Genomic DNA, 26,012 nt, shown 5'->3' with positions numbered 1-26,012 from the left:
TAAAACAGATAGACTTAACCTGCATATGAAATTCGAAATTTTGTAATTCATTATAGAAATATGTATAAATGACCAATTTATATATCTTCGCATAGAATTAGTAATTTAGTGATCAAAAAAGAACACAACGAATCAGATCTTATTGAGGCTATCGCCGATGGAGATGAAAAAGCATTCAAAACTTTATATACACTCTATTTTAAAAAATTACACAAATTCCTTCTTAAGGTAACCCACAATAACGAAGATGCCGCTTCTGATATTTTACAGGAGTCGTTTTTAAGAGTTTGGCTCAATCGTGACAGGCTCAAAGAAATAGACAACTTTCAGGCATGGATCTATAAAGTTGTCAGCACTGAAGCTTTGACCCTGATCAGAAAAGAACTTCATATCAAGACAAAGGCCGACAGGCTGCAATCGAACATAGAAAACGAAAATTCAACCTTTTGCATCCAACAATCTGTTGAGTTTACTGAAATCAAGTCGATCATAAACGTAGCTGTACAGGGCCTGGCCCAACAGCGCCAGACCATCTACCTACTAAGTAGAGAAGAAGGGCTAAGCCCGGACCAGATCGCAAAAAAATTAAACATCTCTATTAATACTGTTTACAATACCCTGACCACTGCACTCAAACTGATTCGCCAGGAACTGGTGAACGCTGGCTATTCTGAATACCTGAGTATCCTCATCATATTAGGTATTTTTTAAAAAACTTAATATTCCAATAGTAGTCATATACAAAAGTCTATTCATACTATTAATCTGGATGAAAATCCAAACTAACCAAACAAAAGAACCCGCATGCGTAACGAACGAATCCGTTATTTACTGGAACAATATTATAGTAATACGCTGTCTGATCATGAGGCTGCAGAATTGTCTCAATTACTCGACACCATTGATCAGGAAGAATTAATCGATATACTCGGCCTGACGATCCCTCCCCTTTCAGCAACAGAAAATTTCATTGTGGACGAGGCTGAAATAGATGCGAAGGTCAATCAAATACTGGCGCTGGACAAAAACTTTCAACTGAAAACAACCCGCAGCATTTCTATACTTAGAATGCTGAAATATAGTGCTGTGGCGGCTATCGCCATTTTAATTGGATCCTATTGGTTGTTTAATCAAACCTTCAATGCCAGCACTGATCAAAAAACAGCAATTGAAAAAGATGTACAGCCAGGAAAAAATGGAGCCATATTGGTGTTGTCAGACGGCACGCAGGTTTCGCTTGATAGTGCCCTCGACAGTAAAGTAATAGTTAGCCGCAATGGCTCAAAAATTAGGATAAGCAATGGACAAGTGGTCTATCTGGACAGCAAAAACGTCAAAGAAAATGAGCTAAACAGCATTGAAACACCTGTGGGGCGCAAATACAACATTACTTTATCTGACGGGACCAAAGTCTGGCTAAATGCCTCCAGTAGCATTAGCTATCCTATTGCTTTTTCGAAAAAGACCAGAAAAGTGACCATTTCCGGAGAAGTTTATTTTGAAGTGGCAAAGAATCCCCGAAAACCGTTTATCGTAAACATTCAAAATAGCCAAACAAACATTGAAGTTTTAGGAACGCATTTTAATGTCAATACCTATGCAGATCATGGTAGTTACAAAACTAGCCTATTGGAAGGCAGCATAAAGTTAAATGCCGGTAAGCGAAATTACTTATTAACGCCCAATCAACAGGCAGTTAGCCAGCCTGGTTCTGAAAATGTACGGGTAATTAGTGACATCAATCCGGAAGATATTATGGCCTGGAAAAATGATTTGTTCCAGTTTAATGAAGCAGATATAGATGATGTGATGTTCGAACTGGCGAGATGGTACGACATTAAAGTGGTGTATGACGAAAACAGGCCTCCAGGCACTTTCACAGGAAAAATCCAAAAAAACCTAACGCTTAGACAAGCCCTTAAAATATTGGGTGCTACACGCGTCAAATATGAATTAACACAAGACAACAAACTAATCATCAAAAACTAAACCCAAGATCATATGAGTAAACACTAACATGCTACCTGAAGAAGCCATGTGCTTCGAAAAACTACCAACTAAAAACATTTAAATCTAAAATCTTTAGCTAAAAATGAACCCTAAAACTAACCAAAAACGAAACTACCACTTGAAGAGCGGGAATGGCAAAAAGCCTTTCGGTCTCTTTTTTGCCACCATGAAGATTGTCACCTTCCTTACGGTATTTATTTCAACCTTTGCGAACGCAAAAACTTTCTCACAAACTATTAAGTTACAGCTGAAATCTGCGAAAATCTCGGACATTTTAATTGCAATTGAGAAACAGTCTGACTACTCTTTTTTCTATAAAACGGACGACCTAAAAGGAATTAAGAAATTGGATGTAAACATTAATGAAAATTCAATTAACAGTGTACTACAACAAGTATTAGTGGGCTTGCCGTTAGAATATATTATTGAAAACAAAACTATTGTTGTCAATAAAGTCCTTGATAAACCAAGGGTGATGATTGCTGAAAAAATAGCGATTCCACAAGCCATTACAGGTACTATTAAAGACCAAAGTGGCTTACCTGTTACCGGAGCTTCTGTAACGGTGAAAGGCACTAACCGAGTTACACTCAGTAATGCCCAAGGTTATTTTAGTATAGAAGCAACTATCGGCGAAACACTAGTGATCAGTTCTATCGGCTACACACCTCAGGAGATCAAAATAAGTGGTCCGTCTTTAGGAAATATCATCCTTAGCGAATCGCTTGAAACACTCGGAGAAGTAGTCGTAATGGGTTATAGCACTCAGAAAAAAGAAAGTCTCACCGGTGCCATCAGCACAATCAGCGGAGATAAACTGAAAAATGTAACCTCTCCAAATGTACAAAACCTACTTGCCGGAAAGGCTCCTGGCCTATTCGTTGCACCAGGCTCGGGAAAACCGGGAACCGCAGGTTCAGTGATCATCCGGGGACAAGCTACTTTGAGCGGTACAACCAGTCCGCTTTGGGTGATAGATGGAGTGATCATAGGATCAAGCCCAGGAGAATTAAATCCGGAGGATATCGAATCTATGACGGTGTTAAAAGATGCTGCGTCGACCGCTATTTATGGTTCCCAGGGTGCCAATGGTGTAATCGTTGTGACTACAAAACGCGCAAAAGCCGGACAAATGACGGTAGATATTACCTCCAGAAATGGGTTTACCCAACTTACAAACGGCAATCTACAGGTGATGAACGGGGCAGAATTATATGACTATTTCGCTTCTTTCTCTAATGCAAGTGGTCTAAATTTTCCACGCTGGAAACCAGAGTTGCGTAACAGCAATTTCGATTGGTGGGATCTGGCAACTAAAAACGGCTTCAACCAAAATCACAATATCTCTTTACAGGGAGGCACTGAAAAACTCCAGTCATTTCTTTCTGTGGGATTTTATGATGAATCCGGCGCCATCAAAGGATATGATTATGAACGTTACAATTTTAGATTAAACACGGTTTTTAAGCCTTTTAGCTGGCTGACTGTTAAGCCTTCTTTAGTTGGTTCCCGTCGTGGTGTTATCGACAGACAATATTCTGTAACTTCAATTTATTCAAATCTTCCATGGGACAGTCCTTATGATGCCAATGGAAATTTAGTACCTCACAGATCCAGTACATGGGTAAACAGTGCAAGCACGAATTACCTTTATGATCTGCAATGGAACAAATCTGCAAATACCAACTACGAGTTTATGGGCAATTTTGATTTCGACATCAACCTGACTAAAAACCTGACCTTTTCTTCTGTTAACAATTATAGATTTAACACCTACTCTGCCAGTGGATACACAGATCCCCGCTCAAATGGTGGACTGAGTGTAAACGGACGTGTCACAGATTACAGGTCTGAATATACCCGTCGCTATACCAATCAGCTATTGCGGTATAACAATGCATGGGGAAAACATAGCCTGAACGCGCTTGCCGGATATGAATTCAATGACTTCAACAGTAAAACTTTAGATGCATATGGAAAAGGCATACCTCGAGGCTTTGAAGTCCTGGATGTTGCAGCAAGTCCTGAAAGGACAAAAGGCGCAATAAATGAGTGGGCGGTGCAATCTTTGTTATTTAATTCTAACTACGCCTACGATGGCAAATACCTGGCGCAGGTATCTCTTCGAAGAGATGGTGCATCAAATTTTGGCAAAAAATATGGTAACTTTTTCTCCGTAAGTGCCGGATGGAACATCAATCGCGAGGAATGGTTCAAAGCAGATTTCGTAAATACGCTTAAACTTCGCGCTGCATATGGTACCGTAGGAAACCGCCCTTCGGCTTTGTATCCTCAATATGATCTGTATGCTGTGAATACATCAGCAAGTTACAATGGAATTCCGGGAATTTTGATTAGCCAGATCGGCAACAAAAACTTAACCTGGGAAGAAACCTACACTAGCGGATTAGGATTAGATGCGACTGCTTTCAATAATAGGGTGAGGCTAACACTAGACTATTACATTAAAAGTACAGATAATATTTTGTACAATGTGCCGATTAGCGGTCTCACAGGCGTAACCAGTATTTGGCAAAATGTTGGTAAAATGCAAAACAAGGGTATAGAGATAGCGCTTGGAGGTGACATCCTCCATACAGAAGATTTGCTATGGAGCCTGGATGTAAATGTGGGACACAATGTTAACAAGCTTACTGACATCTATAAAACCCGGAATGAAGATGGAACTTACTCAGCGAAACCGATCATTATAAGTGATGAACTGGGTATTGCGGGCTCGGCACGCAGGGTACTGGAAATCGGACTGCCTGTTGATACCTATTACATGCCTGAATGGGCGGGCGTTAATCCTGATGATGGTAAGCCGTTATGGTACACTGTAACCAGGGATGCAAATGGTAACGAAACTGCGAGAACAAAAACTTCTGATTATTCAAAAGCCAGCCAGGAAAAACTAGACAAGGCCTCACCTGATCTATTTGGTGGCATCACCACTTATTTGAAATGGAAGAAATTTGATTTGAACGGGGTGTTCGGCTATTCGATTGGTGGAAAGGTGTATAACTATTCACGCCAGGAATACGATTCGGATGGAACTTATACGGACAGAAACCAAATGAAATTAATGGACGGCTGGAAGAGATGGGAAAAAGCTGGTGACATCGCAACCCACCCTGTAGCAAGATCCAATAATCAAGACAAAGGAAATTCGATGTCTTCACGCTACGTGGAAAGCAACGACTTTTTCAGATTGCGTTCTTTGGCTGTGGGTTACAACTTTGATCTTAAAAAATTTAATGTCAGAAATTTAAGAGTTTACCTGTCGGGAGAAAATCTATTTGTCATCACTAAATATTCTGGTGTAGACCCGGAAATACCGGTTAGAGAAGATAATCAGGCAATATTGTTTTCTACAGGTCCGTCGGTATATCCGATGGCCAGAAAATTCATGTTAGGACTTAATGTTTCATTCTAAAGTGTGTAAAAAAATGAAAAAAATATTAGCAACAATTTTTGTAATGATAGCTCTGTCATCTTGCGAGATTGATAGAGATCCATTTGGATCAATGAAGTCAGAGACGATAGATAATGACATCGAAGGATCTATAGATGGTTTATTGAACGGAATGTATGGTCAGTTGAAGGCCTGGTCTGATCCTATGCACCGCTTAGGAGAATATGCAGGAGATAATATGATGATCAGAGGTTCTTCCACAGATGCATTCTATGAGTTTATTTCCTTTGCAAGAACTCCAAATAATGGAAGGTTATCTACTTTTTGGGATAGCGGATATAAAGCAATCGCGCAGGCATCAAACATCATCAATAAGGTTCAACTGGGTAAAAGCCCCGAACTGGACAGCAAGCTAGGGGAATGTTTTTTTGTGCGTGGAATGATGTATTTCTATTTAGTACGCGCATTTGGACGTCCATACTATCAAAATCCGGAAACCAATCTGGGCGTACCTATCGTGAATGGTACTCCAGATGATGTGATCAATGCAACTTTCCCAGATAGAGCGACTGTGAAAGCAACCTATGAGCAGGTGATTTCCGATCTAAAAAAAGCTGAAGAATTAATCAATGTTAATAAAGGTCCTATTTTTGCATCCAAAGAAGCTGCGCAAGCACTGCTTTCCAGGGTTTATCTATACATGAGCGGGACTTATACCAGTCCTAACCAAACTTATGCCCAATTGGCCGTAGATTACGCTACGAAAGTAATTGGTGGAGGTACGAGATATAGCTTACTACCAAGGACCGATTTCATGAAATACAACACCTTTACACCAGAAAATAATAGAGAAACTATTTTTGCGATCAAACGTGTTGCATCCGAGTTTTCCGGCGAAGATCATTACTACGGTATTGGCGGAATGTATTCAAATATTGGCGGAATGGGCTGGGGAGAAATGTATGCCAGTGCAAAATACATCAATTTACTGAATGAAACCGGCAGAAATGACTGGAGACCTGACAAATACAAAATCGTAGATGCCAGAGCTGCATTCATTGAACCGACCTACTCTAAAACTACTGCTGGCGCCTTTACCGAAGTTTTTAGATTCATTAAGGATGATGCCGGAAACACATTGAACTACGCACAATTAACTATCAGCCGTAATGGCAATGTGATTACATGCGTAGAGGGCGTTAGTCCAAATCAGGTAGTGTATACCCTCACTCCTGTTGATGCCACACAGGAAATTTATTCCATCAATTACAAAGACGGCAAAACTTATACTGGAGTAATTGACTATTTTATTTCATTAAATCGCGCTTACCCTCAGTTTTATATTGTTAAGGCTTCCCGCGAGGGAGAAAATTCTCAACTACATTCTCCAGTGATCAGCAGGCTGGCTGAAGTATATCTGAACAGAGCTGAGGCTTATGCCAAGTTGCAAAACTATGGGGGAGCGCTTAGCGATTTGAATGAAATTAGGCGTCGTTCTATAGTAAACGGTGGATATGGTTCTTTAACCGCGGCAAATGCAGGAGATCTAATTGATAAAGAAAGGCAACTGGAATTGGCCTATCAGGCGGAACGTAGTTTTGACGTGTTCCGTAATGGAAAGTCACTCTCACGTCCATATCCAGGTCCTCAAAATCAAATGGGAGAAATACCTGCTACAGATTTTAGGGTTACATATTATATCCCTCAAACTGCTATTAATTCATACCCGGGAAAATTAACACAAAATCCGACCAATTAAAATAAAAAAAGAGCGGCTAAAATTAGCCGCTCTTTTTTTATTTGCATGATCTATTCTACAATCAGCAGGAAGTAATTCTTCTTCCCTTTTTGTACAATGATATACTTATTGTTCAGCAAATGATCTGTATTGAAAACAGCTGTCATCTCTTTGATTTTTTCCTTATTCACAGAAACTCCCCCACCCTGTATGGTCTTTTTCACTTCTCCTTTTGAAGGGAAAACACTGCTTTTCTCTGCAAGTAGCGTCGCAGCATCTAAACCTTGTTCCAACTCATTCCTGGAAACCGGAAACTGAGGTACACCCTCAAAAATTTCTTTAACCTGTGCATCATTCAAATTAGAGAAAAACTCCAGAGAACCATTTCCAAATAGGAAATCAGAGGTTTTAATGGCTGTTTCCAAAGCTTCTTCGGAATGTGTCCTGATGGTAATATCTTCAGCCAGGGCCTTCTGCAAAATACGCATGTGAGGAGCTGCATCGTGCTGCACTTCCAATGCTTCTATTTCTTCTTTTGTTTTCAGCGTAAATATCCTGATCCATTTCTTGGTGTCCTCGTCAGAAGCGTTTAACCAGAACTGGTAGTACTTATATGGCGAAGTTTTTTCAGGATCCAGCCATACCGCACCGCTTTCAGTTTTACCGAACTTGGTTCCGTCGGCTTTCTTAATCAACTGTGTAGTGATCGCAAAAGCGGTACCCGCATCTTTACGTCGGATCAATTCTGTTCCGGTAACAATATTACCCCATTGATCTGAACCACCCATTTGTACCAGACAGTTCTTATTTTTCCATAAATAATAAAAATCGTAACCCTGGATCAACTGGTAACAAAACTCGGTAAAAGAAAGACCTGAGTCACCTTCCAAACGTCTTTTCACACTGTCTTTGGCCATCATATAATTGACGGTGATGTGCTTACCAACATCCCTGATAAAGGTAAAAAGGTTCATGTCTCTAAACCAATCCGCATTGTTTACCATTACGGCACCATTGCCTCCATCTTCAAAATGGAGGAATTTGGAAAGCTGGCGTTTCATTCCGGCAAGGTTAAGTTCAATGATCTCTTCTGTCTGAAGGTTACGCTCGTCCGACTTACCGGAAGGATCTCCAACCATTCCTGTCGCTCCGCCAACAAGTGCATAAGGCTTATGGCCCGCACGCTGGAAATGAATCAATGTCATGATCTGGGTCAGGTGACCAATATGCAGTGAATCTGCAGTCGGATCAAAACCTATATATCCGGAAGTCATTCCTTCATTCAATTTCTCTTCAGTACCAGGCATCATGTCCTGCAACATGCCTCTCCAACGTAACTCTTCAACAAAATTGGTCATTCTTTTATGCTTTTAGGGCAAATATATAAAAAGCTAAGTTATCCTTAAATTCATATTGACCGGAAGCAGTTAAAACATTTAAAAATCGCTACTTTTAAAGCGATGAACTTTCTATCGCATTTTTACTTTGACAAATACAACCCTGACGAAAACATGGTACTGGGAGTCGTTTTGCCAGATTTTATTAAAAATGCCCAGAAGGATGTCAATCTATATCCCTTAAAGGAGAAACACTTGTTTCAGGATATGAAACTTCAGCAATCGATCCTTAAGGGCTGGGAAAGGCATATAGAGGTAGATAATGTTTTCCATTCTTCCGATTTTTTCAAATCACAGACCAATGTATTAAAACAAATTATCCTTCCTGTTTTCGAAAACAGTCCGGTAAAGCCTTTTTTTATGGCGCATATTGGGCTAGAGTTGGTTTTAGATCACCTGCTCGTCGTTAAGGGAATGATAGACATCAACACCTTCTATGATCAGCTGGTTAAAGCAGATAAAGTTGCCCTGAATGACTTTTTACAGAAAGCAGGACTAACAGACACTACAATCTTTTTTAAGTTCCTGGATGGCTTTATTTCAAGCCGGTATTTATTGAGTTATCAAAAAATAGAAAACATATCTTATGCGCTAAACCGGATATGCATGCGCATATGGGATAATCCGTTTACAGATGCTCAGCTGGCAATTCTCACCGGTAAATTATCTATTTTTAAAAACCTGATAGAGAACCAGTATCTCTCCATTTTTGATGAAATAACCCAGTACCTGGATCAGGAGCAAATTTAAAGGGATTTTGTATCTTCGCTCCTATGTCACTATTTGATATTAAAGACAGAATGGATGCTTTGGTTAAGGAGCTTAACCAACATACTTACAATTATTATGTTTTGGCGATGCCAACCATTGCGGATTATGAATTTGACAAGAAATTGGAGGAATTGGCCAAACTTGAAAAAGAATATCCTGATTATGCAGATCCAGATTCACCGACACTCAAAATTGGAGGTGATATTACGAAAACATTTACTACTGTAAACCATAGGTGGCCAATGCTTTCCCTAGGAAACACTTATAATGAGCAGGATCTTAGGGATTTTGATGAACGGGTAAGAAAAACAATCGGCGATAGTTTTGAGTATGTATGCGAACTTAAATTCGACGGTTTATCCATCAGCCTCACCTATGAGGATGCAAAGCTGGTAAGGGCTGTTACGCGTGGAGATGGCACCAAAGGCGATGATGTAACTACCAATGTGAAGACAATAAACAATATCCCGCATAAATTGAAGCATAGTGACATCCCCCCTCTTTTTGAGATCAGGGGAGAAATATTTATGCATCGCGCGGCATTTGACAGGCTGAATAAAGAACGTGAAGAACTTGGGGAAGTACAATATGCCAACCCAAGAAATTTTGCGGCTGGTACCGTAAAAATGCAGGATTCTAAGGAAGTAGCGAAACGTCCGCTCGATTGTTTCCTCTATTCCTTGAATACGGATAAGAATTATTTCAAAACGCATTGGGAAAGTCTGCAGAGCTTAAAAAACTGGGGTTTTCATGTTAGCAGTGATACAAAATTGGTCAGTAGCATCGACGAAGTACTTGAGTTCATCAAACACTGGGAACATCAGCGTTTTAAATTGTCGTATGACATCGATGGAATTGTAATTAAAGTGAACAGCTACGCCCAGCAGCAGGAGCTTGGGTTCACAGCTAAATCGCCCAGATGGGCAATTTCCTTTAAATATAAGGCGGAAGAGGTACAAACCGTTTTAGAAAAAGTGACCTACCAGGTAGGCCGTACCGGTGCTATAACGCCTGTGGCTAACTTAAAACCAGTTTTGTTGGCCGGCACAACAGTAAAACGTGCTACCCTACACAATGCAGATGAGATTGAACTGCGCTTGAAATTGCATGAAAATGATACCGTCGTTGTAGAGAAAGGCGGAGAAATCATTCCAAAAATAATTAGTGTTGTTTTAGAGAAACGCGTTTCTGATATACCTGTTAAATACATTGAAAATTGTCCGGAATGTGGCACAGCATTAATCAGAAAAGAAGGTGAAGCCAATCACTACTGTCCGAATGATGAAGCTTGCCCACCACAAATCGTAGGTAAGATCCAGCATTTTATCGGCAGAAAAGCAATGAACATTGATGGACTTGGCGATGAAACTATTGAAACATTCTATCAAAAAGGCCTGGTAAAGCACATCAGTGACTTATACACACTTCATGAAAAGGCCGAAGAACTAAAAACGTTGGAGCGGTTTGGGGAACGTTCGATTGAAAATATGCTCAATGGAATTGAACTTTCCAAGCAAATGCCTTTTGAAAAAGTCTTATTTGGACTTGGAATCAGGTATGTCGGGGAAACGGTAGCTAAAAAATTAGCGTTCGGAACAAAGAACATTAACACCCTATCTTCAGCTAGTCTTGAGGAGCTTATCGCTATCGATGAAATCGGTCAGCGTATAGCTGAAAGCATTATTGATTACTTTGGAAATGAGGAACATCTGAGACAAATAGAGCTACTAAAGTCATATGGACTTCAGTTTGAAGCCATAGAAAATGAAATTGCATTACAAAGTGACAAATTAACTGGAAAAACATTTGTAATTTCGGGCGTTTTTGAGAATTACAGTAGAGAAGAACTTAAAGATTTCATTGAAAGCAATGGTGGGAAAATATTAAGCGGCATATCGGCCAAACTAAATTACCTGCTCGCCGGAGATAATATGGGCCCTTCTAAACTTGATAAAGCGAAAAAACTAAATGTACCCCTAATTTCAGAGGATGATTTATTAGAGATGTTGAAATAATAATTTAAAGATGAACAAATTTCATGGAACCGGTGTAGCATTGGTTACGCCATTTAAAACAGATGGATCAGTAGATTTTGACGGGTTAAAAAACCTGATCAACTATTTGATAGACGGAAAGGTAGAATACCTGGTGTCATTAGGCACAACTGGAGAAGCATCAACACTCAATAAAGACGAAAAGAAGAAGATCTGGGAATTTACAGCAGAAATAAATAATGGCCGTTTGCCTTTAATCGCAGGTATCGGTGGCAATGACACTGCTTCGGTAAGCCAAAGTGTTAAAGACTTTGAAGCAAATGGATACAGCGCAATATTATCTGCAAGTCCGTACTACGTTAAACCTACTCAGGAGGGAATCTACCAGCACTATAAATCGATCAGTGAGGCAAGTTCCCTACCTATATTTCTTTATAATGTACCTGGCCGTACCGGAAGCAATGTAAGTCCGGAAACGACTTGCCGTCTTGCACATGATTTTAAGAATATCATTGCTACAAAAGAAGCTTCAGGCAACTTCGATCAGTTTAACCAGATCATGAGGGATAAACCTGAAGATTTCCTGTTGATCTCTGGTGATGATCCGGTTGCAATGCCGATGATCTCATTAGGAGCAGTCGGAGTGATCTCTGTAGTGGGTAATGCATTACCAAAACAATTGTCGGACATGATCAGGTTGTGTCTGAGCGGAGACTTTGCGAAGGCCTTACCTCTGCACCTAAGTCTGATAGAATTTACAAGACTGATATTTGCCGAGGGTAACCCGGCAGGTGTAAAAGCTGCTTTGAAACACTTTGGTGTTTGCGATGATCACTTGAGATTACCTTTAGTAAAAGTGTCTCCTGCGTTGCGTGAGGCAATCATTGCGGAATCGAAAAAGATTTCATAACATACTCGTTATCCTGACCTCGAAGAAGCTGCGAAGCAAATTTATTTCAGGATGACGACCGCTTTAAAACATTACCCAATAAAAAAAGCGTCCCGAATATCGGGACGCTTTTTTCATCAAAACAAAAATAAAGTATTAACCTTTATTTTTTGTTTCCTGAACCTCTAGACGAATCTCTTGAGCTAAGTTTTTAAGATCCTGCATACCTTTACGTACACGTGTTCCTGCAGCACTGTTGGCTTTGTTGTAGAATTTGTCTGCATCAGCTTCTAAAGATGCAACAAGTTCCTTTACTTGATTGAATTTTTTCATCGTTAATTTACTCCTTTTAGGTTTTTAAGGTTTTGATTAATACTCTATTACTAAAGTAAGGTGTTTATTTTAATAAAAAAACTTTTAGAATAATAAAAAAATATGCTAAACCTTGTTTTTTTCCACATTCAGGGGGATTATGAACAATTAACCGCACCAAAAACAACATCAACACCTTAAAAATCAACACCTTACAAACACAGCGTCACAAAAAAGCCCCTCTAAAGTCAATTAGAGGGGCTTTTCTAAAATTTATACTTTTAAGAAATCGCAAATTGATTTTCTTTATAATATCCATTCTTAAGTTTATCCGAAACTTCACTAAATGCATCAAGCGTTCGCTGAACATCTTCGAGGGTGTGAACTGCTGTTGGTATTAATCTAAGCTCAATCAATCCTTTTGGAATAACAGGATAAACAACGATTGAACAGAAGATACCATAATTTTCACGCAGATCCATTGTTAAGGCCGTTGCTTCTAATAATTCTCCTTTTAAAAACACAGGAGTAACCATCGTGTTGGTAACACCCAGGTCAAATCCTCTTTCTTTTAAGCCTTTTTGAAGCGTAGTTGCAATGGTCCAAAGTCTCTCCCTTAGCTCAGGATTATTTTTTAACAGCTCAAGTCTCTTCAACAAACCAATAACCATAGGCATTGGCAGCGCTTTAGCAAAAGTCTGAGACCTCATATTGTACCTGAAGAAGTTTGTCATCTCTTCAGTAGAAGCAACAAAGGCTCCTATACCTGCCATTGATTTGGCAAACGTACCAAAGTAAACGTCTACACCATCAATACAGCCCTGCTCTTCATGCGTTCCAGCTCCTGTAGGACCCATAGTACCAAAACCATGAGCATCGTCAATTAACAAGCGGAAATTAAATTCTTTCTTAAGTTCTACAAGTTCTTTAAGCTTACCCTGAGCACCAGACATACCAAAAACACCTTCGGTAATGACCAATATGCCACCACCGCTTTGTTCTACCAACTTAGTAGCTCTCTCCAGCTGCTTACGTGCACTCTCTATATCATTATGCTTGTATACGAAACGTTTACCCATGTGCAGACGCAAACCATCAATAATACAGGCATGCGATTCAGCATCGTAAACAATAACATCATTACGATCTACGAGACTATCGATAATGGAAACCATACCCTGGTATCCATAGTTCAATAAAAATGCATCTGGTTTTCCTACAAAAGCGGCAAGTTCCTGTTCTAATTGCTCATGATATTTAGAATTCCCAGACATCATACGCGCACCCATTGGGTAAGCCATACCAAAATCCGCTGCACCTTTTTCATCTGCTGCTCTAACTTCAGGATGATTAGCTAAACCTAAATAGTTATTTAAACTCCAAACTAAATGTTCCTTACCTCTAAAATTCATATGAGGAGCGATATCCCCCTCTAATTTAGGAAATGAGAAATATCCGTGAGACCATTTGTGATGTTGGCCGATTGGCCCCATATGTTTCGCTATCTTTTCAAAAATGTCCAATGTTATATGTATTTAGGTTTTTTATTTTTTTGCAAATTTAAGTTTAATATGCCTCATATGCAATATGAGGTAATTGATTGGCAATGTTTCGACAGACGCCATTATTATGCCAAAAAAGCCTTAACAAACTTTTGTTAAGGCTTTTATATTTTTATGATTTACTTTTTAATCAACATTATCATGTAAAAATGAATTATTTGGTCTGATCTCTGTTGAGCCATCTTCATCATTACTCAAAGTGAATCTTGAAACTTGTGATTCTGAGGAATGCTGAACCTGCTGCAATTGCATTTGTTTACGTTTGTATGCCGGTTCGTTCTCCAGTTCCTGTAATCCATTGCTCGTGCGCAATTTCATACTCAGATCTTTTAGCCTCAAAATCCTTTCTTTTGACTTTCTTAGCTGATCTTCTATAGACTCATCGTTTTTATCATCATCAGCACCTGCTTCAATAATTTCATCTTTCTGAGGTTCTACATCATTATTGAAAACAGCCGCAGGTGTTTCGAATACAAAATCAGTTTCTGCAAGTTTGATCTCAAACTCAAAACCTGACTCTTGTTTACTTTCCTGAGCAGGAGATTCCTCCTCTATCAAAGTATGTTTTACAATCGTATTTTCAGGCTCTTCAGTTTTTCTCGATTTATTGATATTAAATAGATCACCAAAAAGATCTGACTGCTTAATTTCTTCTTTTGCTTTTAATACAGGTTCTTGTTGCTGCACCTCTATTTTTGGTTCAATAAAAGAATTAACAGGTTCCACTGGTTTCACTAAAGGAGCTTCCTCAGGTGTCAGCAAAGAGATTTTTTTAACATTTTTTCTGTCTTCTTCTCTTTGTTCCTTAGTCTGGAATCCTGTAGCGATAATAGTAACAGACAACATATCTCCCAGATTCTCATCAATACAGTTACCCCATATTAAATCTGCAGAAAGACCTGCTTTGTCCTGAATGTAATCAGTTATAATAGTTACCTCATCCATGGTTACCTCACGAATCCCGGAACTAATATTTAACAGGATATATCTTGCGCCTTCTATTTCATTATCTTTTAATAATGGCGAAGCCAAAGCTCCTTCTACTGCGTTTAATGCTCTATTTTCACCTTCACATGCGAAACTACCCATGATAGATACTCCGCTGTCTTTCATAACAGTGCGAACATCTTTAAAATCCACGTTGATGTATCCAGGCACCGTAATGATCTCAGCGATACCTTTAGCTGCCGTAGTCAAAATATCATCAGCCTGCGCAAAAGCCGACCCCAGTGTAAGGTTACCGAATATTTCACGTAGCCTATCATTTGAGATCACCAGGTAAGAGTCAACGTATTTCTTAAGCTCATCCAACCCGTCATTTGCCTGCATCTTACGTCTCTTGCCTTCAAAAGCAAAAGGAGTGGTAATAATAGCAACAGTCAAAATATCTAATTCTTTTGCCGCTTTAGCTATAATAGGACTGGCACCTGTTCCGGTACCACCGCCCATACCTGCAGTAATAAACAACATTTTAGTAGTGCTTCCCAGCATCTGCTTAATGTCATCTATATTCTCAATAGCAGAATTTTTTCCCACTTCAGGAATTGACCCGGCACCCATTCCTTCGGTCAAACTTGCACCAAGTTGTACCTTATTAGGGATAGGGCTAAATTCCAAAGCCTGGGCATCAGTATTACATATAATAAAGTCTACACCAGTAATTCCTTGACGGTACATATGGTTTACCGCATTACCACCACCGCCACCAACACCAATTACCTTGATGATTGATGACTTATCTTTTAACATTTCGAACTGCATATCTTTATGAATCAGTTATTTAAAAATTCGTTTTTCCTGTTCATCTCTCTATGTAATATTAACACTTTTTTAACAGGCGTTTTCCACAACTGTTAAGAATGTGGAAAAATCGTCTTTTGTGGAAAAATATTACGGTTTTATATAATCCTCGTCACTTACGTTCATGTCGTCTTTGATGAAATCTTTAGTCTTTGCTAGCAATTTATCAAACAGTCCGCCTCCTGATCTTTTGGCTTTCTCCTTATCTTTCGGATGCTCTATAAATACACCGGGCTGCTTCATTTCTTCCAGCAACTCTTCTGCTTTTTGTATGCCTTTTATTAATAAACCAACACTAGTAGCATACATCGGGCTCTTCAAATCATCATAGATTGTTTTCGGCATATCCTCATATTTCGACAAATGCTCATTAGGATAACCAACCCTGCAATCTAAACCGGTTACATATTCTACCAATTGTGAAAGGTGTTTCAATAAGGCTCCACCACCTGTAATGACTACCCCACCGATCAGCTTTTTCTCATATCCTGAAGATTTGATTTCGTAATAAACATGCTCAATGATTTCTTCCATACGGGCCTGGATGACATAAGCAAGGTTCTTTACTGAAATTTCTTTAGGCTCTCTTCCTCTTAAACCGGGAACACAAATGATTTCATTTTCTTTGTTTTCTTCAGCCAATGCTGATCCAAAACGTGTTTTCAACAATTCAGCCTGATTTCTCATCACTGAACATCCTTCTCTGATATCTTCCGTAACACTGTTTCCTCCAAAAGGAATAACAGCGGTATGACGGATGATGCCTTCATGGAATATCGCAATATCTGTTGTGCCACCACCTATGTCTACCAAAACTACTCCAGCTTCTTTTTCTTCATCGCTCAACACCGACTCAGAAGAGGCCAATGGCTCAAGAATTAACTCCTGAGTTTGTAGCCCTGCATTAGTAACACACCTCATGATATTTTTTACGGCCGTAACCTGACCTGAAATGATATGAAAGTTTGCCTCCAGGCGAACTCCTGCCATACCAATCGGATCTTTTATCCCGGGCTCATTATCAATGGTAAATTCCTGAGGCAAAACATGGATGATCTCTTCTCCAGGTGCCATTACCAGCTTAAACATATCATCTATCAGCTTATCAATATCCTTTTTGCCAATCTCATTGTTAAGCTCCCTGCGGGTCAGGATCCCTCTGTGCTGTAAACTTTTAATATGCTGACCTGCAATACCAACATTTACAACGCGTATCTCCACATTAGATTGCCCACTGGCAAGCTCTACGGCTTGTGATATGCCCTGAACTGTTTTCTGAATATTAGATACTACACCACGGGTCACACCTGCTGATTCCGCCTTCCCTATACCTAATACTTCTATTTTTCCATGCTGTGTTCTGCGACCAACGATCACACAGATCTTAGTAGTACCAATATCCAAGCCTACAACTATTGGAGATTGAGTGGTTAATTTTTCTTTGCCCATAACGATATTGATTTTGTTGAGTTTATTATATTTTGTTTTTCCTGGTATCTGTTTTATCTTTTTTCTTTTCCTGTTCCGTACTACTTACCGGAGGTTTATCTCCAGAGGTAGAACCGGCATCAGGGTTTTCTTGTATAGCCTCCTGACTGTTATTAGAGGCCGTATCTAATTTAACCGTGGTTTTCACCTGAGTTGCTGAAGAATCAATTTTATTCTTCTCACAAACTACTTGGTTGGTATATTTTATATTAATTGTTTTATAGGTATCCCAGCCAACCTTAGGCATAGCTTGTTTGTAAAAGGCCAGCAAATTTCTCATTTTAACCTCCAGAGAATCAGCGCCACCTAAAATTATACGTTGGTTTCCGACCCTTGGAACCAACTCCATGTCGCCCTTGTCATCTACAAAAAGCTGCTCTATTTGCGCATCCCACAATGTATCTTGTTTGATGTATAACGCTGTTTTATAGAGGTCCCTGGCCATATCAGTAATTAAGGTATCTACCCTGCCACTGAAATGTTCCATTATCTTTCCATTCGCTACCAATACATTGGCTGTAAAATTTGGAGAAACCGGCATCTTCAATCCGTTCCTATCTATATAAAAATCCTGACTATTAAAGTTGATTACCCTCAATATCGGCTGACGTTGCTGAATTTCGACGTGAATCACCCCATCCATATCCGCATAGACAGTTGAAAATGCGATATAAGGATTTGCCTTAATGTTTTTCTCGATATCTTCAAGATTGATATCTTCCAGCTGACGACCGATCAGTTTACCCTGACTTTGTTTTAAGATAGCATCAATTTCTTCTCTTTCTATAAAGTTATCTGCACCAGGAATTAGAATCTTAACATTTGTACAGGTAAGCGTATGTTTCTTTACGCTGACAAAACTCATGAGGACAACCACCCCGCTCAGGCATATTACCCAGGCAAAACACTTAAATATCAGTTTCCAGTTTATCCTCTTAAGCATTTGTCAATAAATTTTTAAGTGGTTGTATTAATGTATCTATATCCCCAGCGCCAACTGTTAAAAGTAACTCCGGATTTTTAATCTTTATACGATCCAGTACCAAATCTTTTCCACATACTTCCTTGTCGCTCAGCGTGATCTTATTCAACAAATAATTCGAATCTATACCTTCCAACGGCAATTCTCTGGCCGGATAAATCTCCAGCAATATTAAATCATCTGCAGTGCTTAAAACTTTTGCAAAATCTTCTGCAAAATCACGGGTACGTGTAAACAGGTGTGGCTGAAAAATCACCGTTAATTTCTTATCAGGATACAACTGCCTTACAGCACCAAAACACGCTTTTAGTTCTTCAGGATGGTGTGCATAATCGTCTACATATATGTGTTGTGTTGAATTAACAATGTACTCAAACCTTCTTTTAACACCTTTGAAGTTACCGACGGCAGCTTTTATTTTGTCTGCTGAAATTCCAAGTTTCAGCGCTACAGCGATTGCTACAGTTGCATTTTCAACGTTGTGTTTTCCCGGCAACAGCAGTTTTATATCTTTAATAGTCAGATGCTCATCAGCATAATCAAATAGAAAGGCTGAATCCTCTACTCTTATATTGTTTGCATTTACCATCGGAGATCCCTCTGCTCCGTAAGTAATACCTCGCGACAAAGACAAACCTTCTTTTACAAACAAAGTACCTTCAGGCTTCAATTGACCAGCGAAAAGACGAAACGATTCTTCCAACTGCGAAGCATCTCCGTAAATATCCAAATGATCAGCATCCATTGATGTGATGACAGAAATATCCGGGTGCAGGGTTAAAAATGACCTGTCGTATTCATCGGCCTCAACAACAACGACGTTATTATCTCCGATTAAAAAATTACTATTATAATTTGTAGTTATTCCACCTAAAAATGCCGTACACCCAAAACCTGTATCAGTCAGAATATGAGCTATAATTGAAGAAGTTGTGGTCTTACCATGTGTTCCGGCAACTGCAATGCAAAACTGCCCTTTACTGATGATCCCTAACACCTGCGAACGTTTTTTCAGCGTATAACCATTGTCATTAAAATAATTAAGGATCAACGAGTTTTTAGGTATGGCCGGGGTGTAAACAACCAGTGTTTCTTCATCATGACTCAAAAACTCCTGAGGAATCGTGGCTATTTCATCAACATAGGAAACTATCATACCTTCTGCTTCCAACGCTGTGGTTAAGTTCGTTCTTGTTTTATCGTATCCACAAACCACACAGCCTCGCTTAACAAAGTAACGGGCAAGCGCACTCATACCAATCCCACCGACGCCAACAAAATAAACCTTCTTAATCGTTTCAAGCTCCATGACCTTGTTTCCTCCTTTCCGCTAAAATCAAAACCTGTCCGGCAATCACATTATCCGCATCCGGCAATGCCATTTTACCTATGTTTTCTGCCAACTGCTTACTTTTTTCCTTATTACCAAGAAGGCTCAATGCTTCTGGGACAAGCGTATCTTCAGCAGAATAATCCGTAATCAACAATGCAGCATTATTTTTAACCAATGCAAGTGCATTTCTTGTTTGATGATCCTCAGCAACATTTGGCGAAGGCACAAGTATTACCGGTTTTTTAATCAGACAAAGTTCAGCAATTGTACCTGCGCCTGCTCTTGAGATGATCACATCAGCTGCAGCATATGCCATATCCATTTTATTCAGAAATTCCAGTATCCTGACATTGGGGTGAAAATCCAGACCCAAACGCTCCATAATACCTTTATAATAAGACTTGCCTGTCTGCCAAATGACCTGTACATCTGCCTTAATCAAGTCCGGCAAATGTTTCTCTATACTTTTGTTTAAAGTTCCCGCTCCCAAACTACCTCCGGTGACCAGGATTGTCTTTTTCAAGGGATCAAGCCTCAATAACTCGGCACCTGCGTGGTGTTTGTCTGTAATGTCAACTACATCTTTTCTAACAGGGTTACCGGTTTTCAATATATTTTCTTCAGGAAAAAACTGTCCCATGTCATCAAAAGCGACACATACTTTAGCAGCCTTTTTCCCCAGCCATTTATTGGTAATTCCAGCATATGAGTTTTGCTCCTGAATCAGGTAAGGAATCTTTTTCAATGAGGCGGCAAACAAAATAGGTCCTGAGGCATATCCTCCAACCCCCACCACTACATCAGGTTTGAATTCATCAATCAACTGCATGGCTTTCCTCATACTTCCAAAAAGCTTGAAAGGGAGACTAAGGTTTTTCGTGATCGATCCCCTTTGAAGTCCGCTGATGTTCAGTCCTACGATACTATATCCCGCCGCAGGAACTTTTTCCATTTCCATCCTGCCTACTGCACCAACAAATAATATTTCGCAGCCAGGCTCCACACGCTTAAGCGCATTGGCTATAGATATGGCCGGAAATATATGTCCGCCAGTACCGCCTCCAGAAATAATTATTTTAGTTGGTCTCATCTTTATTTTATGCCATTGCCGGTATTTCACCGATGATTACTTTTTTACTGCTATTCTTCTCTTCTACGTCCTTGCTCACACTCAATATGATGCCAAATGCAATACTTGTAAACAATATGGAAGTTCCCCCCATACTCACCAAAGGCAAGGGAACACCGGTAACAGGGCCCAGACCTACAGCCACCGCCATATTTGCAAAGGCCTGAATGGTTAAACTAAAACTTAATCCCGCTGCCAGTAGTGCCCCAAACGCTTTCGGACTCTGTGTTACAATCCTTACACATCGATAAAGTAGTACAAGATATAAGACAACCATTGTCAACGCACCCATCAATCCGTACTCTTCCACGATAATTGCAAAAATGAAATCCGAATATGGGTGAGGTAAAAAATTCCTTTGAGTACTATTTCCCGGTCCCTTACCGAATAGTCCGCCTGTAGCCAACGCAATTTTTGACTGATCTGCCTGATACGTCTTATCTGAATGCTGTTCTTCAGGGTGGAGGAAAGAATTAATACGGGATTTGTACGTTGCAGCCCTTGGCCCCAGAAACACTATAAACATCAATAATACAGCTCCCCCGGCACAAACCATCATGATCTGCTTAATGCTAATCCTACCAATAATCAACAACAAAATACTCACCCCAAACAGCATCAGTGCGGTAGATAAATTGGCCCAGGCAATTAGTACGAAAACAACACATACTGATCCCATTATTGGAATGAATGCTTTCTTAACATCTTTAATATTCTCTTGCTTCCTGGTCAGCATCCTTGCCAAAAACGTGATCAAGGCCAATTTTGCCAAATCGGAAGTCTGAAAAGTAAGCCCGATTACAGGAATTTTAACCCACCTAGAAGCATCATTAATGTTTTCTCCAAATGCCGCTGTATACAACAACAATGGAATAGTAATGATCATCAGGATCTTTGATATACCTGCATAATATTTATAATCCAGTAGGTGGGAGATATAAATCATCCCTATACCCAGAATCACGAAAATCACATGCTTATACAATAAATACTTCTCTACTGTCACGCCTTTATTATAGGCAATAGTTCCCGTAGCACTATACACCGTAAGTATAGAGATTAGTGACAAAAGGATAATGATCAGCCAAATCCAGCGATCTCCCTTTGTCTTATCTAAAAGTGTATTTATCATCGTATTCATAATTACAATTCTTTAACCGCAGTTTTAAATTGGTTTCCCCTATCCTCGTAGTTTTTAAAAAGATCAAAACTTGCGCAAGCAGGTGAAAGTAATACTGTATCTCCTTTTTTTGCCAGATGGTAAGCAACCTGAACAGCCTCATGAGCAGAGAATGTATTCACAATGATCTCTACGTCATCTTCAAAAGCCTCGTGTATACGCTTATTATCTTTACCCAAACATACAATTGCTTTAACCTTCTGGTGCACCATATCTTTAAGCATGGTATAGTCATTTCCCTTGTCTACTCCACCCATAATCAGAACAACCTCACTCCCAACACTTTCCAGTGCATACCAGGTAGAGTTTACATTTGTGGCTTTAGAATCATTGATATAATCAACACCGGAAATCTTCGCGACGTGCTCCAACCTGTGCTCAATATTCTTGAAATCACCCATACTTTCTCTTATGGTCGTATTTCTAATATCTAATACTTTTGCTACTATGCCCGAAGCCATAGAGTTATAAATATTATGCTTTCCCTGAAGGGCTAACTCTGTAATAGACATGGTTAATTGGTCGTTTAGGTGTATATTTATGTGTATGTTATTGTTCTCAAGATATGCTCCTTCTTCTATCTTTTTCCTGATGGAGAATGGATAAGCTTTAGCATCAGTTTTTGTGCTTTTCAATATTTTCAAGGTCTCCTCATCGTCAGCACAATAGATAAAGACATCTTCACTACTTTGATTTTGGGTAATACGCATTTTTGATTCTGCATAATTGCCTAATTTATAATCGTACCGATCTAAATGATCAGGTGTGATGTTTAGCAGAACAGCTATGTCTGCTTTAAACTCATACATATCATCCAGCATAAAGCTCGATAACTCCAGCACATACCACTCAAAGTCCGTCGTCGCCACCAAAGCAGCGAAGCTATTTCCAATATTTCCTGCCAGACCAACATTCAACCCCGCTTTTTTCAGGATATGGTAGGTAAGCATTGTAGTTGTCGTTTTGCCATTTGAGCCGGTAATACAAACAGTCTTACCTTTTGTATAGCGTTTCGCAAATTCTATTTCAGAAATTACAGGAATCTTATTTTTCTTAATCGCTTTGATGATCGGTGCACTATCGGGAATACCCGGGCTTTTAATGACCTCTGATGCATTCAGTATTTTATCTGCGTCATGTTGCTTTTCTTCAAATGCAATATTCAATTCCTGCAGCTTTTCTTTATACTGGGTAGCTATCGCACCGAAATCCGAGACAAAAACCTCAAATCCCTGCTTCTGCGCTAGCATTGCCGCTCCAACCCCGCTTTCTCCAGCTCCTAATATGACAATCCTACCTTTTTCCATTACCTCAGTTTTAAAGTGATGATTGTAATAATTGCCAGTAAAATACCGATGATCCAGAAACGGGTAACGATCTTAGCCTCGTGGTAACCCTTCTTCTGGTAATGATGGTGCAGTGGCGACATCAGGAAAATCCTTCTGCCCTCACCAAATTTCTTTTTGGTATATTTGAAATAAGATACCTGCATGATCACAGATACCAACTCGATCAGGAAAACCCCGCATAAAATAGGAATCAATAATTCCTTCCGGATCATGATCGCAAAAGCAGCAATGATTCCACCAATAGCTAAACTCCCGGTATCTCCCATAAAAACCTGGGCCGGAAAAGAATTATACCAAAGAAATCCAACACAGGCTCCTACAAAAGCTCCCGCAAAAATCATCAGCTCACCAGAGTTGGGAATGTACATGATATTCAGATAGTCGGCAATGACCGTATTACCCGAAACATAGGCCAACAAACCAAGCGTTATACCAATCACAGCAGAAGTACCAGTAGCCAGTCCATCTATACCATCTGTAATGTTAGCTCCATTGGATACTGCCGTAATGATAAAAACAGTGAAGGCAAGGAAAACAAGAAAAGCATACTTTTCATAACCAGTCCCCAAAAACTTCAACACCTTCGCATAGTCAAACTCATTGTTCTTATAGAAAGGCACGTTTGTCAGTGTCGACTTTACATCCTGTGTATAATAGAAGCTTTCGCCTTTCTGTCTCAATACCATAGGAGCTGCCGCCTTAGAAACGCCTGCCTCGTCTACCGTTTGCCTCACCACAATATTTGGATGGAAGTACATCGTAAAACCGATAATCAGTCCCAGTCCTACCTGACCTACAATCTTAAATCTGCCTGCCAGTCCCTCTTTATTCTTTTTAAATACTTTTATATAGTCATCTACGAAACCAATTGCACCCATCCATATGGTGGTCACGATCATCAGAATCACATAGATATTAGTCAGATTAGCCAGCAAGAGCGTAGGAATAAGAATCCCCAGCAAAATCATGATTCCACCCATAGTAGGCGTTCCTTGTTTTTGCATTTGTCCTTCCAGTCCCAAATTCCTCACTGTTTCACCTACCTGCATCTTTTGCAGATAGTTGATGATTCTTCGACCATATACAGTAGTAATAATTAATGAAATGATAATCGCTAATGATGTACGGAATGTGATGTATTGAAACAACCTCAGTCCTGGGAAATCATAATTCTGATTCAGATATTCAAATAAATAATATAACATCAGCTGATCAAATTAAATTGTTCCATTAATACTTCCTTATCATCAAAATGATGTCTCACACCATTAATTTCCTGGTATTTCTCGTGTCCTTTTCCTGCCAGTAAAATAATATCGCCAGGCTTAGCCAATAGACAAGCTGTTTTTATTGCTTCCTTTCTGTCAGGTATTACCAGGCTCTTGCGCTGATTGGTAGGAGAAACTCCCTTTTCCATATCCTTTAGGATCGATTGAGGATCTTCTGTTCTTGGGTTATCTGAAGTTAAGATCACGCGATCGCTCCAATCGCAGGCTACCTGGGCCATAACCGGACGTTTGGTTTTATCCCTGTCGCCACCACAACCGATCACTGTAATCACCTGCTCAGTACCTTTTCTGATGTCCTGAATCGTACTCAATACATTCTGTATCGCGTCAGGTGTATGTGCGTAATCGATAATACCTACAATGTTCTGAGTCGAAGTGATATAATCAAATCTACCTTCAGCACCCGAAAGGTTACTCAACTCCGTCAGCACACTTAGCTTATCCTGATCAAGCAATATCGCTGTGCCATATACAGCAAGCAAGTTATAAGCATTAAAAGAACCTACCAGTTTAAAGAATACATCAGCATCGTCGATATCAAGATGAAGTCCGTTAAAACTATTTTCAATAATCTTAGCCCTGAAGTCTGCAAGTTGCTTTAACGCATAAGTTTTTTTCGAGGCCTTGCTATTTTGCAGCATGATCATCCCGTTTTTATCGTCAAGGTTTGTTAACGCAAACGCCGATTTAGGCAAAGCATCAAAAAAACCTCGTTTTGCTTTTATGTAATTGTCAAAAGTCAAATGGAAATCCAGGTGGTCATGCGTAATATTTGAAAATACGCCTCCTGCAAATGTCAATCCTTCAATTCTATGCTGAACGACTGCATGGGAACTTACTTCCATAAAACAATATCCACACCCTGAAGCCACCATCTTCTGCAGCAATTCATTCAATGCGATAGGATTAGGTGTAGTATGGGTCGATGGTATGATCTCATCATCTATCTGATTTTGTACGGTAGAGATCAAACCAACTTTGTATCCTAATCTGCGGAAAAGCTTAAAGAGTAAAGTAGCAATTGTTGTTTTACCATTTGTACCTGTAATCCCGATTAGTTGTAATTTAGATGATGGATTATCGTAAAAGTTGGTTACCATTACACCGAGTGCTACCGAGCTATCTTCAACCTGAACATAAGTAACAGCATCAGAAACATTTTCCGGCACCTGCTCACAAACTATAACCTTTACCCCTGCCTGAATCGTAGCTTCAATATAATCATGACCATCAGATAATGTTCCTTTTATCGCAAAAAACACATCACCGCTTTTTACGTTACGGGAGTCAAAAACCAACGCAGTCACCTCTTCATTGGTTGAACCAACCAATTTTCTAATCCCTACACCATATAATACATCCTTTAACTGCATC

At 39.6% G+C, this 26,012-nt stretch carries 19 protein-coding genes; 7 read left to right on the top strand and 12 right to left on the bottom strand.

The genetic code is table 11. The features are described 5' to 3' along the window. Positions 1-108 precede the first annotated feature (108 nt). The 4 genes from FA047_RS00805 to FA047_RS00790 all read left to right on the top strand — a co-directional run bounded on the left by FA047_RS00805 (position 109) and on the right by FA047_RS00790 (position 7,184). Complete coding sequence (locus tag FA047_RS00805; RefSeq protein ID WP_169304293.1) at positions 109-711, top strand: RNA polymerase sigma factor; 603 nt, start codon at positions 109-111, stop codon at positions 709-711. A 93-nt stretch (positions 712-804) separates the two neighbouring features. Continuing rightward, positions 805-1,989 carry a FecR family protein gene (locus FA047_RS00800; protein ID WP_136834091.1) on the top strand — a complete coding sequence of 395 codons (1,185 nt, stop codon included), beginning with the start codon at positions 805-807 and terminating at the stop codon, positions 1,987-1,989. A 103-nt stretch (positions 1,990-2,092) separates the two neighbouring features. Next, positions 2,093-5,446, top strand: a complete 3,354-nt coding sequence (locus FA047_RS00795) for a TonB-dependent receptor (protein WP_225872595.1) — start codon at positions 2,093-2,095, stop codon at positions 5,444-5,446. A gap of 13 nt (positions 5,447-5,459) precedes the next feature. Further along, a complete protein-coding gene (locus tag FA047_RS00790) occupies positions 5,460-7,184 on the top strand; it encodes a RagB/SusD family nutrient uptake outer membrane protein (RefSeq protein WP_136834090.1) in 1,725 nt (574 codons plus the stop codon). A 50-nt stretch (positions 7,185-7,234) separates the two neighbouring features. Here the strand turns inward: FA047_RS00790 and tyrS are convergent, their stop codons facing one another. After that, a complete protein-coding gene (tyrS, locus tag FA047_RS00785; RefSeq protein WP_136834089.1) occupies positions 7,235-8,521 on the bottom strand; it encodes a tyrosine--tRNA ligase in 1,287 nt (428 codons plus the stop codon). Positions 8,522-8,623: 102 nt separating this feature from the next. On the opposite strand from tyrS, the gene FA047_RS00780 reads away from it, so the two are divergent. Genes FA047_RS00780 through dapA form a run of 3 tightly spaced genes read left to right on the top strand, consistent with a single transcriptional unit; the run spans position 8,624 to position 12,235 of the window. Further along, positions 8,624-9,310: an ACP phosphodiesterase gene (locus FA047_RS00780; protein WP_136834088.1), complete on the top strand. Its 687-nt coding sequence runs from the start codon at positions 8,624-8,626 to the stop codon at positions 9,308-9,310. A gap of 23 nt (positions 9,311-9,333) precedes the next feature. Next, positions 9,334-11,346 carry an NAD-dependent DNA ligase LigA gene (gene ligA / locus FA047_RS00775; protein ID WP_136834087.1) on the top strand — a complete coding sequence of 671 codons (2,013 nt, stop codon included), beginning with the start codon at positions 9,334-9,336 and terminating at the stop codon, positions 11,344-11,346. Positions 11,347-11,356: 10 nt separating this feature from the next. Then, on the top strand, positions 11,357-12,235 hold the full coding sequence (gene dapA / locus FA047_RS00770) for a 4-hydroxy-tetrahydrodipicolinate synthase (protein ID WP_136834086.1): 879 nt from the start codon (positions 11,357-11,359) through the stop codon (positions 12,233-12,235). A gap of 135 nt (positions 12,236-12,370) precedes the next feature. Here dapA and FA047_RS00765 read toward each other — a convergent pair whose 3' ends face one another. The 11 genes from FA047_RS00765 to FA047_RS00715 all read right to left on the bottom strand — a co-directional run bounded on the left by FA047_RS00765 (position 12,371) and on the right by FA047_RS00715 (position 26,011). After that, positions 12,371-12,547: a histone H1 gene (locus FA047_RS00765; protein ID WP_136834085.1), complete on the bottom strand. Its 177-nt coding sequence runs from the start codon at positions 12,545-12,547 to the stop codon at positions 12,371-12,373. 260 nt (positions 12,548-12,807) lie between these two features. Next, positions 12,808-14,049 carry an aminotransferase class I/II-fold pyridoxal phosphate-dependent enzyme gene (locus FA047_RS00760; protein WP_136834084.1) on the bottom strand — a complete coding sequence of 414 codons (1,242 nt, stop codon included), beginning with the start codon at positions 14,047-14,049 and terminating at the stop codon, positions 12,808-12,810. A gap of 165 nt (positions 14,050-14,214) precedes the next feature. Continuing rightward, the gene (gene ftsZ / locus FA047_RS00755; RefSeq protein ID WP_136834083.1) at positions 14,215-15,849 is read right to left on the bottom strand and encodes a cell division protein FtsZ; all 1,635 of its coding nucleotides are present in this window, start codon (positions 15,847-15,849) and stop codon (positions 14,215-14,217) included. Positions 15,850-15,978: 129 nt separating this feature from the next. Further along, complete coding sequence (gene ftsA / locus FA047_RS00750; RefSeq protein WP_136834082.1) at positions 15,979-17,337, bottom strand: cell division protein FtsA; 1,359 nt, start codon at positions 17,335-17,337, stop codon at positions 15,979-15,981. A gap of 25 nt (positions 17,338-17,362) precedes the next feature. Further along, complete coding sequence (locus FA047_RS00745; protein WP_136834081.1) at positions 17,363-18,319, bottom strand: cell division protein FtsQ/DivIB; 957 nt, start codon at positions 18,317-18,319, stop codon at positions 17,363-17,365. Continuing rightward, positions 18,312-19,667 carry a UDP-N-acetylmuramate--L-alanine ligase gene (murC, locus tag FA047_RS00740; RefSeq protein ID WP_136834080.1) on the bottom strand — a complete coding sequence of 452 codons (1,356 nt, stop codon included), beginning with the start codon at positions 19,665-19,667 and terminating at the stop codon, positions 18,312-18,314. Before murC ends, FA047_RS00745 begins: the two co-directional genes overlap by 8 nt. Continuing rightward, a complete protein-coding gene (gene murG / locus FA047_RS00735; protein WP_136834079.1) occupies positions 19,657-20,781 on the bottom strand; it encodes an undecaprenyldiphospho-muramoylpentapeptide beta-N-acetylglucosaminyltransferase in 1,125 nt (374 codons plus the stop codon). The genes murC and murG overlap by 11 nt, the downstream gene beginning before the upstream one ends. Positions 20,782-20,788: 7 nt before the next feature. After that, complete coding sequence (locus FA047_RS00730) at positions 20,789-21,952, bottom strand: FtsW/RodA/SpoVE family cell cycle protein (RefSeq protein WP_136835118.1); 1,164 nt, start codon at positions 21,950-21,952, stop codon at positions 20,789-20,791. Positions 21,953-21,963: 11 nt separating this feature from the next. Then, complete coding sequence (murD, locus tag FA047_RS00725; RefSeq protein WP_136834078.1) at positions 21,964-23,307, bottom strand: UDP-N-acetylmuramoyl-L-alanine--D-glutamate ligase; 1,344 nt, start codon at positions 23,305-23,307, stop codon at positions 21,964-21,966. Continuing rightward, entirely contained in the window at positions 23,307-24,554 is a 1,248-nt protein-coding gene (mraY, locus tag FA047_RS00720) for a phospho-N-acetylmuramoyl-pentapeptide-transferase (RefSeq protein ID WP_136834077.1), read from the bottom strand. Before mraY ends, murD begins: the two co-directional genes overlap by 1 nt. Next, positions 24,554-26,011, bottom strand: a complete 1,458-nt coding sequence (locus FA047_RS00715) for a UDP-N-acetylmuramoyl-L-alanyl-D-glutamate--2,6-diaminopimelate ligase (protein WP_136834076.1) — start codon at positions 26,009-26,011, stop codon at positions 24,554-24,556. The genes mraY and FA047_RS00715 overlap by 1 nt, the downstream gene beginning before the upstream one ends. Position 26,012: the final 1 nt, after the last annotated feature.

The sequence above is a fragment of the Pedobacter frigoris genome (assembly GCF_005116445.1).
In the GTDB taxonomy this organism is placed as follows: Bacteria; Bacteroidota; Bacteroidia; order Sphingobacteriales; family Sphingobacteriaceae; genus Pedobacter; species Pedobacter frigoris.
Note: the sequence above shows the minus strand (reverse complement) of the source record. Positions and strands in the feature narration are given on the sequence as shown.

Bases quoted from the DNA above. Each gene is read 5' to 3' on its own strand.
- FA047_RS00800 (WP_136834091.1), top strand. From the start codon at position 805: ATGCGTAACGAACGAATCCGTTATTTACTGGAACAATATTATAGTAAT.
- FA047_RS00795 (WP_225872595.1), top strand. From the start codon at position 2,093: ATGAACCCTAAAACTAACCAAAAACGAAACTACCACTTGAAGAGCGGG.
- FA047_RS00790 (WP_136834090.1), top strand. From the start codon at position 5,460: ATGAAAAAAATATTAGCAACAATTTTTGTAATGATAGCTCTGTCATCT.
- tyrS (WP_136834089.1), bottom strand. From the start codon at position 8,521: ATGACCAATTTTGTTGAAGAGTTACGTTGGAGAGGCATGTTGCAGGAC.
- FA047_RS00780 (WP_136834088.1), top strand. From the start codon at position 8,624: ATGAACTTTCTATCGCATTTTTACTTTGACAAATACAACCCTGACGAA.
- ligA (WP_136834087.1), top strand. From the start codon at position 9,334: ATGTCACTATTTGATATTAAAGACAGAATGGATGCTTTGGTTAAGGAG.
- dapA (WP_136834086.1), top strand. From the start codon at position 11,357: ATGAACAAATTTCATGGAACCGGTGTAGCATTGGTTACGCCATTTAAA.
- FA047_RS00765 (WP_136834085.1), bottom strand. From the start codon at position 12,547: ATGAAAAAATTCAATCAAGTAAAGGAACTTGTTGCATCTTTAGAAGCT.
- ftsZ (WP_136834083.1), bottom strand. From the start codon at position 15,849: ATGCAGTTCGAAATGTTAAAAGATAAGTCATCAATCATCAAGGTAATT.
- ftsA (WP_136834082.1), bottom strand. From the start codon at position 17,337: ATGGGCAAAGAAAAATTAACCACTCAATCTCCAATAGTTGTAGGCTTG.
- FA047_RS00745 (WP_136834081.1), bottom strand. From the start codon at position 18,319: ATGCTTAAGAGGATAAACTGGAAACTGATATTTAAGTGTTTTGCCTGG.
- murC (WP_136834080.1), bottom strand. From the start codon at position 19,667: ATGGAGCTTGAAACGATTAAGAAGGTTTATTTTGTTGGCGTCGGTGGG.
- murG (WP_136834079.1), bottom strand. From the start codon at position 20,781: ATGAGACCAACTAAAATAATTATTTCTGGAGGCGGTACTGGCGGACAT.
- FA047_RS00730 (WP_136835118.1), bottom strand. From the start codon at position 21,952: ATGATAAATACACTTTTAGATAAGACAAAGGGAGATCGCTGGATTTGG.
- murD (WP_136834078.1), bottom strand. From the start codon at position 23,307: ATGGAAAAAGGTAGGATTGTCATATTAGGAGCTGGAGAAAGCGGGGTT.
- mraY (WP_136834077.1), bottom strand. From the start codon at position 24,554: ATGTTATATTATTTATTTGAATATCTGAATCAGAATTATGATTTCCCA.
- FA047_RS00715 (WP_136834076.1), bottom strand. From the start codon at position 26,011: ATGCAGTTAAAGGATGTATTATATGGTGTAGGGATTAGAAAATTGGTT.